This window comes from Bacteroidia bacterium (assembly GCA_027493955.1).
In the GTDB taxonomy this organism is placed as follows: domain Bacteria; phylum Bacteroidota; class Ignavibacteria; order SZUA-365; family SZUA-365; genus JAOSJT01.
The window spans coordinates 2,381,402-2,398,939 of sequence record JAOSJT010000001.1 but is presented as its reverse complement, the minus strand read 5'-3'; the positions used below and the strand labels follow the sequence as shown (position 1 = coordinate 2,398,939).

Annotated in this window: 12 protein-coding genes; 10 read left to right on the top strand and 2 right to left on the bottom strand. The window is 58.1% G+C overall.

Going from position 1 to position 17,538, the window contains the following annotated elements; genetic code table 11:
- Nucleotides 1-15 precede the first annotated feature (15 nt).
- The 4 genes from alaS to pepF are packed head-to-tail and all read left to right on the top strand — an operon-like array spanning nt 16 to nt 6,064.
- Nucleotides 16-2,607 (top strand): alanine--tRNA ligase, encoded by a 2,592-nt coding sequence (gene alaS, locus M5R41_09090; GenBank protein MCZ7556542.1) that lies wholly within the window; start codon nt 16-18, stop codon nt 2,605-2,607.
- Nucleotides 2,604-3,383, top strand: a complete 780-nt coding sequence (locus M5R41_09085; protein ID MCZ7556541.1) for a geranylgeranylglyceryl/heptaprenylglyceryl phosphate synthase — start codon at nt 2,604-2,606, stop codon at nt 3,381-3,383. Before alaS ends, M5R41_09085 begins: the two co-directional genes overlap by 4 nt.
- A 10-nt stretch (nt 3,384-3,393) precedes the next feature.
- Nucleotides 3,394-4,212 carry a hypothetical protein gene (locus tag M5R41_09080; protein MCZ7556540.1) on the top strand — a complete coding sequence of 273 codons (819 nt, stop codon included), beginning with the start codon at nt 3,394-3,396 and terminating at the stop codon, nt 4,210-4,212.
- Between the two features lie 34 nt (nt 4,213-4,246).
- Nucleotides 4,247-6,064: an oligoendopeptidase F gene (gene pepF, locus M5R41_09075; protein MCZ7556539.1), complete on the top strand. Its 1,818-nt coding sequence runs from the start codon at nt 4,247-4,249 to the stop codon at nt 6,062-6,064.
- Nucleotides 6,065-6,142: 78 nt separating this feature from the next.
- Here the strand turns inward: pepF and M5R41_09070 are convergent, their stop codons facing one another.
- Together M5R41_09070 and M5R41_09065 are read right to left on the bottom strand one after the other, a co-directional pair.
- Complete coding sequence (locus M5R41_09070; protein ID MCZ7556538.1) at nt 6,143-8,221, bottom strand: S1 RNA-binding domain-containing protein; 2,079 nt, start codon at nt 8,219-8,221, stop codon at nt 6,143-6,145.
- Nucleotides 8,222-9,380: 1,159 nt separating this feature from the next.
- Nucleotides 9,381-10,202 carry a 2,3,4,5-tetrahydropyridine-2,6-dicarboxylate N-succinyltransferase gene (locus tag M5R41_09065; GenBank protein MCZ7556537.1) on the bottom strand — a complete coding sequence of 274 codons (822 nt, stop codon included), beginning with the start codon at nt 10,200-10,202 and terminating at the stop codon, nt 9,381-9,383.
- Between the two features lie 173 nt (nt 10,203-10,375).
- Between M5R41_09065 and M5R41_09060 the strand changes: the two genes are divergently transcribed.
- The 6 genes from M5R41_09060 (at nt 10,376) to M5R41_09035 (ending at nt 17,214) form a co-directional block, all read left to right on the top strand.
- Nucleotides 10,376-11,167 carry a hypothetical protein gene (locus M5R41_09060; protein ID MCZ7556536.1) on the top strand — a complete coding sequence of 264 codons (792 nt, stop codon included), beginning with the start codon at nt 10,376-10,378 and terminating at the stop codon, nt 11,165-11,167.
- Between the two features lies 1 nt (nt 11,168).
- Complete coding sequence (locus M5R41_09055) at nt 11,169-12,092, top strand: hypothetical protein (protein MCZ7556535.1); 924 nt, start codon at nt 11,169-11,171, stop codon at nt 12,090-12,092.
- Between the two features lie 8 nt (nt 12,093-12,100).
- On the top strand, nt 12,101-12,649 hold the full coding sequence (locus M5R41_09050; protein MCZ7556534.1) for a cob(I)yrinic acid a,c-diamide adenosyltransferase: 549 nt from the start codon (nt 12,101-12,103) through the stop codon (nt 12,647-12,649).
- A 5-nt stretch (nt 12,650-12,654) separates the two neighbouring features.
- Nucleotides 12,655-13,269, top strand: coding sequence for a deoxynucleoside kinase (locus M5R41_09045; protein MCZ7556533.1), 615 nt, complete (start codon nt 12,655-12,657; stop codon nt 13,267-13,269).
- 7 nt (nt 13,270-13,276) lie between these two features.
- Nucleotides 13,277-15,490: a TonB-dependent receptor gene (locus M5R41_09040; GenBank protein MCZ7556532.1), complete on the top strand. Its 2,214-nt coding sequence runs from the start codon at nt 13,277-13,279 to the stop codon at nt 15,488-15,490.
- A 365-nt stretch (nt 15,491-15,855) separates the two neighbouring features.
- A complete protein-coding gene (locus M5R41_09035; protein MCZ7556531.1) occupies nt 15,856-17,214 on the top strand; it encodes a hypothetical protein in 1,359 nt (452 codons plus the stop codon).
- The last annotated feature ends 324 nt before the right edge of the window (nt 17,215-17,538 follow it).

Sequence of the window (17,538 nt, the reverse complement as noted above, 5' to 3'; positions counted from 1 at the left end):
AGCCCCCTCTATCCCATGACATCCAGCGAAATACGACAGAGCTTTCTCGACTTTTTCTCCGGTAAACAACACCGCATCGTGGATTCCGCACCCGTTGTGCCCCATGACGATCCCACACTGCTGTTCACCAATGCGGGTATGAATCAGTTCAAGGATGTGTTTCTCGGGACGGGTTCACGCGACTATCTGCGCGCCGCCGACACACAAAAATGTATCCGCGTCTCGGGCAAACACAACGATCTCGAAGAAGTCGGTCGCGATACCTATCACCATACGTTTTTCGAGATGCTCGGCAACTGGAGCTTCGGCGACTACTACAAACGCGAAGCAATTTCGTGGGCCTGGGAACTGCTCACCGGAGTATGGAAGCTTCCGAAGGATCGCCTGCATGCGACGGTGTATCAGGACGACGACGAGGCCTTCGGGCTCTGGACCGAGCTGACGGATATTGATCCGGCGCATGTACATCGCTTCGCAGAAAAGGACAACTTCTGGGAAATGGGCGAGACCGGCCCGTGCGGCCCCTGCTCCGAAATCCATATCGACCTGACACCCGACAAAAGCGGCGGCCCTCTCGTGAACGCGGGTGTTCCGGAAGTGATGGAAATCTGGAATCTCGTATTCATCCAGTATAATCGCGACGAAACAGGGACGCTGCACGAGCTTCCGAAAAAGCATGTGGACACCGGCATGGGCTTCGAACGCATCTGCGCCGTGCTGCAGGGAAAAACCTCCAATTACGATACCGACGTCTTCATGCCGCTGATCGACGCCGTCGCAAGCGTGACCCGGCAACCCTACGAAGAGGAGCACCGGCAGATAGCCATGCGCGTCATCGCTGACCACATCCGCATGCTCTCCTTCTCCATTGCCGACGGCGCAATGCCTGGACCAGATGGCCGGGGCTATGTGCTTCGCCGCATTCTTCGTCGCGCAGCGCGCTTTGGCAGGAATCTGGGTATGCGCGAACCCTTCCTCTGGCAGCTGGTCGCGACGTTGGCGGATACCATGGGTGCTGTCTTTCCCGAACTCGTGGAAAAACGCTCCATCATCGAACGTGTGATCCGCTCCGAAGAGGAAAGCTTCAATGCCACACTCGACCGCGGGTTGGAGATTTTCGAAGATATCGTGGACCGTACCCGGCTGCATGGTGCGACAGTTATAGCGGGGGAGGACGTCTTCAAACTGTACGATACCTTCGGCTTTCCTCTGGACCTGACAAATCTGCTCGCGCAGGAACGCGGACTCTCTATCGATGAGAACGGGTTTGAGGCTCTCCTCGCCCGGCAAAAGCAGCGTTCCCGCGCCGTGACGAAAAGTAAAATCGTCATTCCCATGGCAAATACGCAGGGGGAACTGCAATTCGAAACCTTGGGCGACAGGACCGAAAGTCAATTTGTCGGATACGATACAATGGGCGTGGACGCAACCGTGATCGGCCTGCACCCCGAGGCGGATCTCTTGTACATCATGCTCGACCGTACGCCGTTTTACATCGAATCCGGTGGTCAGGTCAGCGACGGCGGGCTGCTCACCTGGAAGGATGTCGACGCAACAGTGCGCGGCTTGCTGAAAAGCGACGGTACGCTTGTGCATGTGGTCGAGGCCTCACCCGCATTCACTCCGGCACTCGGCGATGTTGTGCATGCTGAGGTGGACGCACACGCGCGTCGCGACACCATGCGCAACCATACCGCGACGCATTTGCTCCATGCGGCGCTTCGCCAGGTTCTGGGTACGCATGTGCAGCAGGCGGGCTCACTGGTTGATGCGGAACATCTGCGCTTCGATTTCTCTCACTTCGAGAAAATATCGGACGAGCAACTCACCGAAATTGAAGGTCTCGTCAACCGGCACATCTTCATGGGCCTTCCTGTGCGACGGCACAGGGACATTCCGTTCGAGCAGGCAAAAACCATGGGTGCGCTCATGTTTTTCGGAGACAAATACGGGGATCACGTCAATGTGCTCGAGATCCCCGGCTTCTCGATGGAATTCTGCGGTGGTACGCATGTGCAGAACACCGCGGAAATTGGTCTGCTGAAAATCGTCAGCGAGGGCTCCATCGCCAGCGGTACCCGGCGCATCGAGGCTGTGACCGGACGAGGAGTCATGGAGTATATTGTCCGGCTTCAGGCGCAACTGGCGGAACAGCGCGGCCGGGAAGCGGAACTGCAGGAGCGGCTCAGGGGACTGGAAAAGGAACTCGGCCGGCTCGCCGTCGAACAGGGCTCCGCCGAAATCGATGCGCTCATCGCCGGGGCGGAAAGGATAGGCGGAAGCCGCCTCGTGATAGCCAGAATGCCCATCACTGACGCCGACCAACTGAAGGCGCTCGGTGATGTCCTGCGCGAACGACTTGGCTCGGGAGTGGGTCTGCTTGCGGCCGACATCGAGGGCAAAGTGCAATTGGTGTGTGTCGTTACGGATGACCTTGTCTCCAAAGGTGTGAAGGCGGGCTCCATCGTCGGACCGCTGGCGAAAAAACTCGGTGGTGGCGGGGGAGGCCGCGCGCACATGGCGACCGCCGGCGCAAAGGATGTCGCAGCGCTCGATGCCGTTCTCTCCGAAGCACCCGCCATCATTCGAGAGATGATGACCGCATGACACAGCCCCCGGCAGTGTATAACACTCTTTTTTCCGCCTTTCAGGAAGGAAAAAAGCAGCTGTTTGTCCTGATCGATCCGGACAAGGCAGACATGGAGTCGCTGCCCGGATTTGTTGCCGAAGCGGAACACGCCGGCGTGGACGGTTTTCTCGTCGGCGGTTCTTTGGCACTCCTGCCGCGTTTCGAAGACACGTTGCGGCACATAAAAATCGCCGCCACGCGTCCGGTGATCATTTTTCCCGGTGGCGTGCATCAGATATCCGCACTCGCGGATGCGATACTCTTCCTCTCTATTGTCAGCGGCCGCAATCCCGAGCAACTCATTGGTCAGCATGTTATTGCCGCACCCATGGTGCGCGAGCTGGGGCTGGAAGCGATTTCCACCGCGTACATGATCATCTCCTCGAATACGGTGACGTCCACCGAGTTCATGTCGTACTCCAAACCCATACCGCGACAGAAACCCGAAATTGCCGCCGCGCACGCCATGGCCGCGGAAATGCTGGGCATGAAACTGATCTATCTCGAGGCCGGCAGCGGCGCAGAGCAGACGGTGCCGAATGATATGATCCGGATGGTGAGCGCCATGGTGGATGTTCCGGTTATCGTCGGAGGTGGCATCGCCAGGCCGGAACTGGCCGCGGAAAAAGCGGCCGCCGGTGCCGCGATCGTCGTCATTGGAAATCACTTCGAAGATGAGCGTAACCGCGCGCAGCTCCGCGACTTCGCCGAAGCCGTCCATGCGGGACCGGCGCGCAGCATCACTGAGGTCTAGGGGCACACCGATGAAACGCATCTGCGCATTTCTGCTCGGTGGCATCGCCGTACTGCTCAACGGCTGTGTCCCATTGTCCGAGCTTGACAGTATGGAAGCGACGCTGACTTCCCATGCGGATTCGCTGGAACTGCAGCTCAACGAGTGCCGCTCACAGGCGGTATTGCTTCTCGACCGTCTTGCGGCCATCGAGCGGGAGAATCTGCATCTCGACGATCAGAATCGTCTGCTCTCCGCACGTCTGGCGGAAATTCTCTATGCAGACTCGACCGAGGCCGGCACAGCACAAACGGATCGCGTACCTGCCCGCACGGCGGATACACCATCCGATACAGATGTCCCTCCCGTGGCGGATCGCAGCGCGCCGCCGGCTCCCGCGGCGGCAGGTACGGAAGGCGGCTGGCTGAAGCTGAACGCCTCCGGAGCGCCGTTGGCATTCAGCGCAGCCGCTGCGCCGGATCTCGACTATCTCCGCAAGTATCAGGAAGCCCTGCGCCAGCACCAGGCGGGGAAGGACGACCTTGCGTTCATGAGTTTCCAGGCATTGCTCCATGCGCCGGCGAACGACATGGCGGACAACTGCCTTTACTGGATGGCTGAGTCCGAAATGAGATCCGCGCGCCATGAGAGCGCGACACGTCTGTTTACCGCTGTGCTCGGCTGCGAACCTTCCGACAAGGCGGCGGCCGCCTTGCTCGGACGCGCTCGCGCCCGGATCGCGCTCGATCAGACTCCCGATGCCCGCGGCGACCTCGAAGCTCTCCGCATCCGCTATCCGGAATCCCAGGAAGCCGCGCAAGCTCTCACTATATTGCGCGACCTCCGATGAACCATTTCCCACCGAATCCAACATCCGTATCGTCATGAGCAATACACAACCGTTGTCTGTAACTCTGCCAACACGGGACGAGGCCGATCCCGCCAACACATGGCGCCTCGAAGCACTGTACTCCTCCCTTGAGGCCTGGGAGGAGGACTTTGGGCATCTTGACGAACTGATCGCGAAGCTGGATCAGTTCCGCGGAACGCTCGGGGAATCCGGCGAAACGCTGCTCGCATGGTTTCGCTTCGCCGATACCTTGAATGTGCTCGCCGGAAAGGTGGGAAATTACGCGTTTCGACGCTTCGACGAGAACACCGCAAATACGCTGTACCAGGGATTGACCGACAGAGTTATGTCGCAGCACACCCGCATGAGCGCGGCCACCGCGTGGGTGGTGCCGGAACTGCTGGAAATTCCACCCGAGCGTGTTTCCACATTTCTCGCCGAAGTTCCGGACCTCCGTATCTACGAACACCATCTTGATGAAGTGCTGCGTATGCGGGCGCATGTGCTCTCACAGAGAGAGGAAGAGCTGCTCGCGCTGTCGCTCGAAGCCACCGGCGCTGCAGCAAATATTTTCGGCATGTTCAACGACGCCGATATCCGCTTCGGTACGATACAGAACGAGGATGGGACGGACGTCGAGGTGACGAAGGGTCGGTACATACAGTTGCAGGAATCCCACCACCGGCAGGTGCGCAAAGCCGCGTTCGACGCTCTGTACGGCGCCTATGCCGGCTGGAAAAATACACTCGCGGCGATGCTCAACAGTCAGGTGAAACGGGAAATGTTCTACGCCCGCGCCCGGGGATATGAATCCACATTGCATATGGCGCTGTACGAGGACAATATCCCGGCTGCCGTATACGACAACGTCGTCAGCACCGTCAACGACAATCTCGCGCCATTGCACAGGGCGATGGAGTTACGTCGACGTGTTCTCGGTCTGGAACATGTCCGGCCCTGGGATCTGTACCTTCCGCTGGGTGGGGATATGCAGTTGTCCATTCCATGGGAAGACGCCCGGAGAATGGTTGGTGAAGCGCTCGCGCCCCTCGGCGCGGATTACGTACGGGACCTCACTGAAGGCTTGCACGGCGGGTGGATAGACGTGTACGAGAATCAGGGGAAAACCTCCGGTGCGTATTCGGCCTGGACCTACGGCGCCCATCCGTTCGTCCTGATGAACTACACGAACACGTTGAAAGACGTTTTCACGCTCGCGCATGAAATGGGACACTCCATGCACTCGTACTACACGTGGAAAGCGCAGCCGCCGGTGTACGGGGGCTATACGATTTTCTGTGCGGAAGTCGCTTCCACCTGTAATGAATTACTGCTCGTGCGTCACCTCCTCGATACACGTCCGGAAGCGGAAGTCCGTGCGAACATCCTTCTCCACCACATTGACACGATTCGCGGCACGGTGTACAATCAGGCTTTGTTCGCCGAGTTCGAGCGCTTTATTCACCGCGAAGCGGAGGAGGGGAGACCGCTGACCGTGGATCTCATGAGCGGGAAAATGGAGGAATTGTATGTCCGCTACTATGGCCCGGCGTTTCAAACGGATCCGCTGTTCGCTCTTAACTGGGCGCGTATTCCGCATTTTTACCGGAGCTTCTACGTCTTCCAATACGCCACCGGGCTTGCAGCGGCGGCGGCGATTTCGCAGCGGATACTGGAGGAAGGTGATGCGGCCATGCGGCGATATCGCGACTTCCTCGCCTCAGGCAGCTCGAAATACTCCATCGAGCTGCTGAAGCTCGCTGGTGTGGATATGACGTCTCCCGATCCTATCGCGGCTACGGCGCGTCTCATGGATTCCCTCCTGGACGAGGCCGAAGCGCTGTTGCCGTAAGTCACCAATGCTGCGGGAATGAAAACAAAGAGGCCGGCACAAATGCCGGCCTCTGTCGTAACTCTGCTCCTTTGTCGCTCAGGCCTGAGGATTCGTTTCCTCGTCCTGTCCTTCCGGCGTTGATGTCGCTTCGTCCGAAGGTGCTTCTTCAGCGGCAGGCGCTTCTTCAGCGACAGGCGCTTCTTCAGCGACAGGCGCTTCTTCAGGGGCAGGCGCTTCTTCAGCGGCAGGCGCTTCTTCAGCGGCAGGCGCTTCTTCGGCGACGGGCGCTTCGGCGACGGGCGCTTCGGCGACGGGCGCTTCTTCGGCGGCAGGCGCTTCTTCGGCGACGGGCGCTTCTTCGGCGACGGGCGCTTCTTCGACCGCTGCCTCTGAGACAGTGGCTTCTTCGGCAGGGGCCTCGGCCGTCGTTGCTTCGGCGGCGTCAGCGATAGCCGTGGCATTCAGGAGCTTTTGCAGGCCTTCAATGTCGCCAAGACGGAAGGCGTTGTCGGAAGGATTTGCGCGCGGAAGGTTATACTCCTGTTCGCGTTCCGGACGGCGACGATCCGACTCATGGCTTTCGTCGCGCATGATCGCGCCGATGAAGCTGTGCTTCTGCGGATCCATTTCCACAACCTTGAGATGCACAGTGTCGCCGACATTGTATGAGGGTGCCGACGGCTGCTGGGGGCCTCCGCGCTTGCCGCCGCGGCGTGAACCCATTTTGCCCTTCGGAACAAAGCAGTCGAGGCCGTGCTCCATGGCGACCAGAATGCCCGCGTCGAGTATCTGCTTTACCGTACCTGTCGCTTCGGAATCCGGAGGGAAGACGTTGGCGAGGCGTGGCCAGGGATCCGGTTGCGTTTCCTTGAGACTGAGGCTGATGCGACGGTCGCGGGTGCGGACGCTCAGCACTTTCACCTCGATCTCATCGCCAATCTTGACGACTTCGGAGGGATGATTGACGCGGGATGTCCACGACAGATCCGAAATATGCACCATACCGGTGATGCCGGGCTCCAGTTGCACGTACACGCCGAAATCCGTGATGTTCTGCACTTTCCCCTTGAGCTGAAGACCGGGGGCGAATTTTTCCTCGGCGTGCGACCAGGGCGACGTGGTAAATTCTTTCATGCTGAGAGCCAGACGCTCTTCTTTTTCGTTGATCTCGACGATACGGACCTTCACGGTCTGGCCGACTTTGAGGAGATCCGAGGGCTTCTCCACGCGAATTTTACTCATCCGTGAGATGTGAATGAGTCCGTCGATGCCGCCGATATCCACGAATGCGCCGTACGGGGCCAGCGAGGTCACCACGCCCTCGACGATGTCGTTCTTCTTCAACTCAAGCATGCGTGCGCGGCGTAGCGCTTTTTTCCGGCTGCACACGTATTTGCGTTTCACGAAATCGCTGAGCTCGAGAATCATCAGCTCGATTTCCTTGCCGATCAACGCGTCTATCTCTTCCTGCTGGGCTACGCCATGAATGAGGAAATGGGATTTCGGAATAAAACCCTCAAGTCCTTTGTATTCGCAGATCGCGCCACCTTTGGTGCTCCTGAGCAGCATGAAGGGAAGGATGGCATTCTGCTCGTAGGCGCCGACCAGCTCGTCCCATACAGGTTGCGCCTCTTCATCACTGAGCCCGGGCTTTTTCTTGCCTCGTTTGCCGATTGCGGCAACCGCATCGCTGCTCTCGGTAGCCGTCGCTTCAGCAGCGGGCGCTTCGGCGACAGGCTCTTCGGCAACAGGCGCTTCGGCGACAGGCTCTTCGGCGACAGGCTCTTCGGCGACAGGCTCTTCGGCGACAGGCTCTTCGGCGACAGGCGCTTCGGCGACAGGCTCTTCGGCGACAGGCGCTTCTGCGACAGGCGCTTCTGCGACAGGCGCTTCTGCGACAGGCTCTTCGGCGACAGGCTCTTCTGCGACAGGCGCTTCTGCGACAGGCGCTTCTTCTACCGGTGAGGCGAACGATTCCTCTTCCGCCACGGTCGCTGCGGCATCGTCTCCGGAGGCTTCCTCATCGTTTGCCATGGAGGGCAGTGCTTCTCCTGTCTGCAGTTCAGGAGTCTCCGCGGTCGTGTCGGTGATCCCGCTTGCTTCCGTCTGCTCTGCAGCCATTTCCTGCTCCGGCAGTTGTTCGGGAGTCTCGTTGGTGGTCGGGTCGTTCGTCATGGTAGTGTCCAGTTGTTGTGAAAAAATCAGGCACAACGTGCCGTGACCAAGCTTGCCGTCCCGGTATCTCGACGAACTGGAGTGTCGGTGACACTGCGTCGAAGAGATTGCAAACCAGTGGCAGAAAGAAAAACTACGGAATTCTCATTGAAATGGCAATATGTGAAAATGAACGGCCTGTCGCAACAGCACGATGGCGTATGGGAGCGGGTGCCGAGTCCGCAGGGTGGTACGTTATGGTGAAATGTGAGAGGAGGAGTTATACGCTAAACATGAAACGATTATCCGGAGCGACACAGCCCGGAGGGCGATACCTGGAGAGGTGAAGGGTGAAGAGTGAAGAGCCCGCAGGGTGGCACTTCCTCTGACCCCGGGCCTCAGCCCGGGCTGCACGCGCCAGCCACGACCTCCCAAGCCCGAAGGGCGATACCTGGAGAGGTGAAGGGTGAAGAGTGAAGAGCCCGCAGGGCGGCACTTCCTCTAACCCCGGGCCTCAGCCCGGGGCTGCACGCGCCAGCCACGACCTCCCAAGCCCGAAGGGCGACACCTGGAGAGGTGAAGGGTGAAGAGTGAAGTCCGCAGGGCGGCACTTCCTCAAATCCCGGGCTTCAGCCCGGGGCTGCACGCGCCAGCCACGACCTCCCAAGCCCGAAGGGCGACACCTGGAGAGGTGAAGGGTGAAGAGTGAAGAGCCCGCAGGGCGGCACTTCCTCTAACCCCGGGCCTCAGCCCGGGGCTGCACGCGCCAGCCACGACCTCCCAAGCCCGAAGGGCGACACCTGGAGAGGTGAAGGGTGAAGAGTGAAGAGCCCGCAGGGCGGCACTTCCTCTAACCCCGGGCTTCAGCCCGGGGCTGCACGCGCCAGCCACGACCTCCCAAGCCCGAAGGGCGATACCTGGAGAGGTGAAGGGTGAAGGATCCGGCGTGCAGGCACTCGTACATGGTCCCGCCTTCGTTCACTGCCATCGACGGCTGTGCCATTCACCTGTGATGCTTCGGCGGGCAGGCAAGCGCGAACGCAGAATTCGCAGAAAAAACAGAACACGCAGGAACGCAGAATTCGCAGAAAAAGCAGAACACGCAGAAAAGTCAGTGCAAACTGATGCGCCGCCGGTCAGGAATGCGTGTGCGGGTAGGTAAATCGTAAGTCGTAAATCGTCACCGCAGGCTTTCCTCCAGCGCGGTCGCGGCGTCCGTGCGCTCGTCGCGGTACTTCACGATGACGGGGGTGTAGAGCTGCACACCGGCGGAAGCGGCAAAGTCGCCGCGTGCGGGTCGGCTGCCCGGAACGACCACGGCACCTTCGGGAATTTCCAGCGGTCCGTCCGCGCTTTTTCGCAAAATGCGCCCGTGCACCAGATCGTACACCGGTGTCGAGGCGTTGAGAATGACGCCTGTACCGATGACGGCGCGTCGGCGCACAATCGTTCCTTCGTAAATACCGCTGTTGCCGCCCACCATCACATCGTCTTCGACAATGACGGGCACCGCGCCGACCGGTTCCAGCACGCCGCCGATTTGTACCGCCGCGCTGAGGTGCACATTTTTTCCGATCTGTGCGCAGGAGCCGACAAGGGCGTGGCTGTCCACCAGTGTCCCTTCATCCACATACGCTCCGATATTGATATAAGCGGGAGGCATGACGATGACGCCGGGAGCCACATACGCGCCGTCACGGATGGTGGTGCCGCCTGGCACAACACGTCGTCCGCTGCCTGCCGTGAAATGCTGCACGGGAAGCGTATGCTTGTCGGTAAAGCGGAACACCGGCGAATCTTCGATATCGCTGAGCACGCCCGCTCGAAAACCCCATAAGATCGCTCGCTTGATGTTCGTATCGGCGATCCATCTCCCGTCGACACAATGTGCCGAACGCAGTATTCCGTCGCGCAGTGCGGTGAGGATTTCCGAATACATCGCAAAGGCCGTGTCATCGGCTCCCGCGGGGTCTATGGCCAGAAGGCGGTCCACTACATCCATTGTGCCAGCTCCAGTCGTTGCGTGAGTGATTTTCCTGCTCCATAATATGTCAGATGGAACAACGCGGGACAACCTGTGGTTGTTAGCTTTATGTGCCTTTACGCAAATTTCCACTGCAACATTTTTTGCACCACCGGCACCCTTTTCGTAATTTTTGGGCTATGGAGTCATACATGAAGAAATTTCGCCTCGTCTGTGTGTTCGCCCTCATCGCTGCATGCACTTCCGGCTTCGCACCCCTCACTGCGCAACCGGTGATTGATTGGGAAGAAAATCCGCAAATTACCGTCGAAATCAACGGAAAGAGTGACCTCAGCGCTCTGGTGTTTCAGCCGGTTTCGTACCGGCCGTTCATGCTGATCACATCGAACAAGCTCAAGGACCCCGTCCTCATTGATCTCGGACAAAAACAGGTCTCCACACTGAAAGCCGGTGACGTCACGGTGGAGCATGGTTTCGCAAAAACCAAGGGCATACCCGCGGGCACGGTCGCCGGCTCCTACACGATGAAAGGGCAGTCGAGCGTATTCAAGGTGGGGGGGAAATCGGTGGGAATCACCGTGCGACAGACCCTGGTCGGCGAGGTGACTCCCGCTATGATTCTCGCCTACAATCCCGAGTATGGGATGCGCATGAAGGCCTACAAGCCCAAACAGGCGAGTATAAAAAAGCTCAAAACATACAAGAAAAAAACCGAAGTCGTGGTCATGTTCGCCACCTGGTGCAATACCTGCAAGCTCTCCCTACCGAAAACAATGCGCATTTTCGGGGACGCGGCGAATAAAAATTTTCACGTGCGCTACATCGGTATCGCCATGGGAGGTAATGAACCGCGCGATGCTATCGCGAAATACGGACACGATTATCCCGCAGTCATATTTATTCAAAACGGGAAGGAAATTCAGCGCGTGATCGGTGATCCGCCCGGCGCGATGGAGGACCTGTTTCTCACCATCCTGAAATAACATGCAGCTTTCGTCCAACCGCGCCCTCGTTATTATCGCCCGCGCCGTGATGATCATTGTTGCGGCTGTCTTCTATCTCGCCGCGACTCTGAAGGCGCTCGATCCCGTCTCGTTTTCCGAGCAGATCGCGACCTACAATATCTTTCCGCACCTGTCCATGCTCGCGGCATGGACGCTGATCATTGTGGAGATACTGCTTGCGACCGCGCTGGCCGTCAATTTTCTGCCGCGCGTCGCACCAATTTTAATGATAGCACTCTTGCTCTTCTTCATCGGGATAACCTGGTACGGTATGGCGATCGGACTCGGTGAAAATTGCGGCTGTTTCGGCAACCTGGTTCATCGGGGACCGGAAATGGTCATTATTGAAGATGCGATCATGGCGGCGGGATTGCTTTTCTCGCTGGCGGTGCTCTGGACAAAGCCCGCGACAGGCATCAAATGGAAAAGTGCGGTGACGCTTGCGAGCGGTCTCGTCGCGGCAGGGGTCACATTCTACAGCCCCGCGATTCCCGCTGACGATATTGTCACGACCCTCCGTCCGGGTGCGCGATTCGATGTCTGGCCGGTGGACGGTTTGTATGGCACCAGTCTCAATGAAGGGACCCGCGTGGTGTTCCTTTTTACTATGGACTCCCGCGATCTTCAGCTTGATGTCAACCGCATGAACGACATTGCACAGCAGGAGGAAGTACATTCCGCCACGGGATTGCTTATTGACGGCACGGAACATCTTACCGCCCTGATGTTCGAATATGCGGCCGCCTTCCCCGTCGGTGCAATCGAACCGCGTTTCGCGCGGCCCCTGTATCGTTCCCTTCCAAGAACGTTCATTTTACAAGATGGTATCGTGAAAGCGACCTGGTCGGGATTGCCTGACGCCGCCGCGGTCGTCCATGAGCTGCGAACGCAGTCCGGAAAGTGAGCGCTGTGGTGAAAATCTATACGAGAACCGGCGACACTGGCATGACCGGCCTTTTTGGAGGCCGGCGTGTCGGCAAGGACAGCGCAAGAATAGAGGCGTATGGTACCGTGGACGAGCTCAACGCGCAACTGGGCGTCGCACGCGCACTTTCGGAGGACGCGGAGCTTGCACAGCGCATTACCGCTCTTCAGAATGATCTGTTTGTTCTGGGAGCCGATCTCGCCACCCCGATCGATATGGAAAAGACCTCCGTCAAGCGTATCGAGCAGCGCCACATCGACAGAATAGAGACGGCGATCGACGACATCGAAGAGAAACTCGATCCGATTCGCTATTTCATACTTCCCGGAGGACATGCCGCTGCAGCGCAGCTGCATGCGTGCCGGACGATCTGCCGCCGTGCCGAACGCTGCATCGTACATCTCGCGGCTCTGGAAGAAGTATCCGATACCAACGTGCGATTTATCAACCGTTTGTCCGATTATCTCTTCGTGCTTGCGCGCTACGCGAACAAGCTTCGCGGGCAGGACGATATCCGCTGGATGCAGGAGGACTAAGCGCTATGTTTATCGCCATTTCCGGTAATATCGGTTCGGGCAAATCCTCGCTCACGTCGCTGCTGCATCAGAAATTCGGCTGGGTCCCCTACTTCGAATCCGTTGATGACAATCCGTACCTCCCGGATTTCTATCAGGACATGGCGCGGTGGTCCTTTCACCTGCAGGTGTATTTCTTGTCCAAGCGTTTCATGCTTCATCGCGAGATCAGTGAGTCGGGACGCAATGTGGTTCAGGATCGCTCGATTTACGAGGATGCCGAGATCTTCGCGCTCAACCTGCATGCTATCGGGAAAATGGACGACCGCGATTACGAAAACTATACGGCTCTCTATCATGCGATGACGTCCTACCTGAAGCCGCCTGATCTGTTGATTTACCTGCAGGCATCCGTGCCGACGCTTCAGAGACAGATACAACTGCGTGGACGGGATTTCGAACAAGCCATCGAGCCTGTATACCTCGAGCAGCTCAATGCGCTGTACGAAGACTGGCTTGCGCGCTACACCCTTAGTCCCAAGCTGGTGATTGATTGCGATGTCGCGGACTTTGTGCACGACATGCAGTATCAGGAAGATCTTTTGTACAAGATCGAACACGCCGTTCGCAGGCGTTATTGAGCCCGTCATGAAGCCAGTAGCCGTTCCGACACTCGCAATCGCCCTCCTGGCATTCACACTTCTGCCTCCTTCCATCCTGTTTGGTCAAACTGCCAGCGTGCGGGGTCGCGTCACCTCGGAGAGCGGGGAACCGTTGATCGGAGCGAACGTCGTTCTTCGCGGCACCGTGCTCGGGAGCGCGACGGACGCGGACGGACGGTATTTCATCCGCGCAATCCCTCCGCAACGAAAGGTGACGCTTACCTGCTCGATGATAGGTTATCGCAGCGTGAGCGAAATCCTGATTCTCGAAGCAGGCGAAGAACGGACGCTGGATCTCCGACTTGCGGAAACAACGGTCAGCACGGGAGAAGTCATCGTCACCGCGGGGAAGCATGCCCAGAGCTTCGAGGAAATACCCGTCAGTATATCCGTTTTAAGCGGTAAAAGCATCGAGGAGCGTGGTATCATCGAACTCGACGACGCTTTGAGAAAAATATCCGGCGTCAACATCACGGAAGATCAGGTCAATATCCGCGGTTCCAGCGGCTACAGCAGAGCGGTCGGAAGTCGCGTGCTGTTGCTGGTGGACGGCGCGCCTGTACTCGCCGGCGACGCGGGGGAGATCAAATTCGATGCCGTACCCATGTTCAACGTCGAACGCATCGAGGTCGTGAAGGGTGCGGGTTCTGCGCTCTATGGCTCCAGTGCGCTCGGCGGCGTTATTAACGTGATCACCTCCGAGCCCAGAGAACGCAGCTCCCGTCTGCGTCTGTATACGGGGATGTGGGACGAACCAAAGCATGCGCAGTGGAAATGGTGGGGCGACAGTCCGCGATTCTCCGGCGGAGTGGATGTGCAGCACGGTGATGCGGCGGGCTCATTGAGCTATTTGCTGACGGCCGGATTGCGTGGAGATCAGGGATACAGAGAGATCGAGGATTTCACCCGCTGGAACTTTGGCGGACGGGCGTGGTATCGTTTTTCGCCCGACAGAAATCTGAGCGTCAACCTCACCTGGAGTTCCAACGACCGCGGGAACTGGGTGTTCTGGCGCGACTTGTCGAATGCGCTGCGGACGCCGGAGGATAAGGACAAGAGCGAGCGCATCCATTCGACGAAGATGCTGGCATCGGCGCAGTACCGGCAGACACACAGTGGGAACTTCGCCTCCTCGTTGCGGCTCTCCGCATACCGCACCGCCTTCGATACACGGAGCGACACGTCCGATTTTTCCTTCCGTCCGGCCGACCGTACACAATCCACTGCCTGGCAATACAGTGCCGAGTGGCAGGGCTCGCTCGCAATGTCTTCCACGCAATTACTGACCTTCGGAGCGGATTTCGCGCTCTCGCAGGTGAACGCGTTGATCTACGGAAAGCGCTCCGGCTATAGTGGGGCCGTCTATGCTCAGGATGAGCTGCGGCTGCACCAGGACGTGCAGCTGTCTGCGGGTGCGCGCTTCGATGTGACGTCCATCGATACGCTTGAGGCCGACATGCAGGTGAATCCCCGTCTGGGACTGACGTGGCAAGCACTGGATGGCACCGCCGTGCGCGCATCGTACGGCTGGGGTTTCCGATCACCGTCTATCGCGGAGCGTTTCGCCACGGTTGGGGCGGGCGGCCTTCTGACGAAACCCAATCCCGGGTTGAAAGCTGAGCGGAGCACCTCCTACGAGGTGGGTGCCACGCAGCGGTTACCGTGGCGTACGGTTATCGACGCCGCCATTTTCTGGAATGATTACGAAAATCTCGTTGAGCCGACGATCGATCCCGTGGATGGTCGTATTGTATTCCGCAACATTACGGAAGCGAGGATACGCGGCTACGAGCTCTCGGTGCAGACCTTTCCCTGGGAGATGTTCGATTTCTCCGTTGCATACACGTATCTGTATCCCGAGGACAGAGGCAGCGGAACAATCCTGAAGTACCGGCCGCGCCATCTGTTCTATGTCTCCGGCAGTGTGGACCTCGGGCCGTTCCGCTTCGGTGTGGATCACCGTATCATCTCGCGACTTGAGGAAGTGGACATGGAACTGTCCGTCGTCATTCCCGACGCGGACAGACGTGTGCCAACGTATGTCACAGATCTTCGTCTTGCCTGGAGCGGCGCAATCGCCGGTCTTCCCGTGCGCGTCACCGCACTCACGGACAACATCCTCAATTATTCCTACACCGAAGTCGTCGCCAACCTCGCGCCCATACGGCAATATCGCCTGATGCTGGAAACGACCTTTTAGGATGTACGACTTACGATTCGGGATTTACGAATTGCGATTGACGATTTGGGATGTGGCTCCCTTTTAAAGGGTCGTCAAAGATCCGATAAGCTGGTTTTCGGCACTTCACTTGCACCGTCATTTCTGCTCCGATTCCCGATTCCCGATTAACGATTCCCGATTAACGATTCCCGATTCCCTCCGCCACCGGCGGACCAATGCTCACGTCCAGACACATTCTGACGCTACCATTGGATTCGATTGACTCCAAATCGTAACTCGAAAATCGTATTTCGTAAATCGTATGTCGTAAATCCTTTTTCGCCCTTGCAAGACAGTCATCGGGATGGTATACTCCCATTTGTATCTTTGATTCGGGAGTGCGTATGCGTTGTATCATGCTCTTCGTGGCCTTGTTGCTCTTCCTGCTTTCGGAAGCAGGTGCACAGAATACGGCGGACACATCCATTGCGGGAGGCACACGGAAGGGGCTGTCGTTCGATGTGTCTCACCGGATGCGCTTTGTGTCCTGGGATGCGGGCATGAAGATCATCGGCGGTTCGCCGGTCACCTTTACACGGAACCGGACGAGAATCGGCGGGACATGGCGACCGTTACCGTCACTGGAGTTCCGCACGATGCTCACCAATGAATTCTTCAACTGGATCGAGTATCCGGTGGAGCGGGATTTCAATCTCGACGAAGTCATTTTCGAACATCTGTACGTCCGATGGCGCAACGATGCTCTGCTGCCGGTGGACGTCACGCTGGGCCGTTTCGACATGCCGCTGGGTGAGGGTTTCGTGATCATGGACGGCACACCACTGGATGGTTCGCGCACGCTCTACATGAATGGCATCCGTGCGGTGGTCGAGCCGGCCGAAGGTCACAAAGCGACACTGTTCTTTGTGCACCAACCAACACAGGATAAACTGCTGCCGGTTTTGAATGACAGGGACAGATTACTTGCAGAAGAGGACCGAAATGTCGCGGGATTCTATTACACCGGCGCGTGGGACAGGATGGATTGGGATCTTTACGTGTTGCATACACAGAGTCGGGATTCCGCCGTCATAAGCCACAGCGGAGTCGAGGATCTGAAGGGTCTGAGCGAATTTACTTTCGGTGCGCGTGTTGCGGCGGAGTTACTGCCGGGCGTGAGCGCCACGCTCGAAGCCGCTCTTCAGCGAGGCGAGTTGCGAGTGAGGGCGAAGCCATCGTTGGACAGAAAGGCCTGGGCGGCGCATGGAAATCTTAGTTGGGATCTCCGGCCCGGCCTCGAATTGCCGGTGCTTCTGCGTGCCGGCATGTATCACTACAGCTACGAGATGCTGAGCATCCCGTCAGAAGGATCAGGCACGTATGGATGGCTGTTTCTAATCGGGCAGTGGGATCCCGTCCTGGGCCGTTGGCCGAAATGGAGCGAGTCGCTGGTATTCACAGAGGGTATACTATTGCGCCCGGCGTACTGGTCGATTGTGCAGGCGCCGTTTGCCGAAGTTTCGGTTACGCCGCATTCCGACTGGGTGATCCGCAGCTCAATCCAGACCCTCAAACGCGCAAAGGAATTCGGGCCGGATCCGAGAGTCGGGACGCTGCTGACGGCGCATCTGTTCTGGAAGCCGGATTTGCCGTTTTCCGGACACGCAATGCTGGAGCGCATGTGGTACGACGGCGATTTCAGAGCTGAGGCGTCTTCCTACCTCTGGGCGCGTCTGGAGTTGCTGTATCGGATGGAGTGGTGAGCGTCTATCCTCCCGGTCGCCCGGACACATGCATTCCGTGGAGTACGGGCACTCGGTGGTTTGTTGAATGCGTGCGGGAAAGAATGAGGCGGTGTTGACGCACCGCCTCGTTGCAAACGAAGGGAATCTGGTGATCTCCACAGGCAAAGCCTGCTGTTTGCATGAGAAATATAGGGGAGAAGTAGTTTCAATTCAAGGAAATGTTGAAGTGGTGCGATTCAAGCGGGCTGCGTACTCGTCACTCGTGCTCACACAAATCCGACGGAAAATTTACATTCCTCGAACACCGTTCTAACACTGCCGGTGGTAACTTGCTATACGTCC

Coding starts and splice junctions, on each gene's coding strand:
- alaS (MCZ7556542.1), top strand. CDS start 16: ATGACATCCAGCGAAATACGACAGAGCTTTCTCGACTTTTTCTCCGGT.
- M5R41_09035 (MCZ7556531.1), top strand. CDS start 15,856: ATGCGTTGTATCATGCTCTTCGTGGCCTTGTTGCTCTTCCTGCTTTCG.
- M5R41_09055 (MCZ7556535.1), top strand. CDS start 11,169: ATGCAGCTTTCGTCCAACCGCGCCCTCGTTATTATCGCCCGCGCCGTG.
- M5R41_09060 (MCZ7556536.1), top strand. CDS start 10,376: ATGAAGAAATTTCGCCTCGTCTGTGTGTTCGCCCTCATCGCTGCATGC.
- M5R41_09045 (MCZ7556533.1), top strand. CDS start 12,655: ATGTTTATCGCCATTTCCGGTAATATCGGTTCGGGCAAATCCTCGCTC.
- M5R41_09070 (MCZ7556538.1), bottom strand. CDS start 8,221: ATGACGAACGACCCGACCACCAACGAGACTCCCGAACAACTGCCGGAG.
- M5R41_09085 (MCZ7556541.1), top strand. CDS start 2,604: ATGACACAGCCCCCGGCAGTGTATAACACTCTTTTTTCCGCCTTTCAG.
- pepF (MCZ7556539.1), top strand. CDS start 4,247: ATGAGCAATACACAACCGTTGTCTGTAACTCTGCCAACACGGGACGAG.
- M5R41_09065 (MCZ7556537.1), bottom strand. CDS start 10,202: ATGGATGTAGTGGACCGCCTTCTGGCCATAGACCCCGCGGGAGCCGAT.
- M5R41_09040 (MCZ7556532.1), top strand. CDS start 13,277: ATGAAGCCAGTAGCCGTTCCGACACTCGCAATCGCCCTCCTGGCATTC.
- M5R41_09080 (MCZ7556540.1), top strand. CDS start 3,394: ATGAAACGCATCTGCGCATTTCTGCTCGGTGGCATCGCCGTACTGCTC.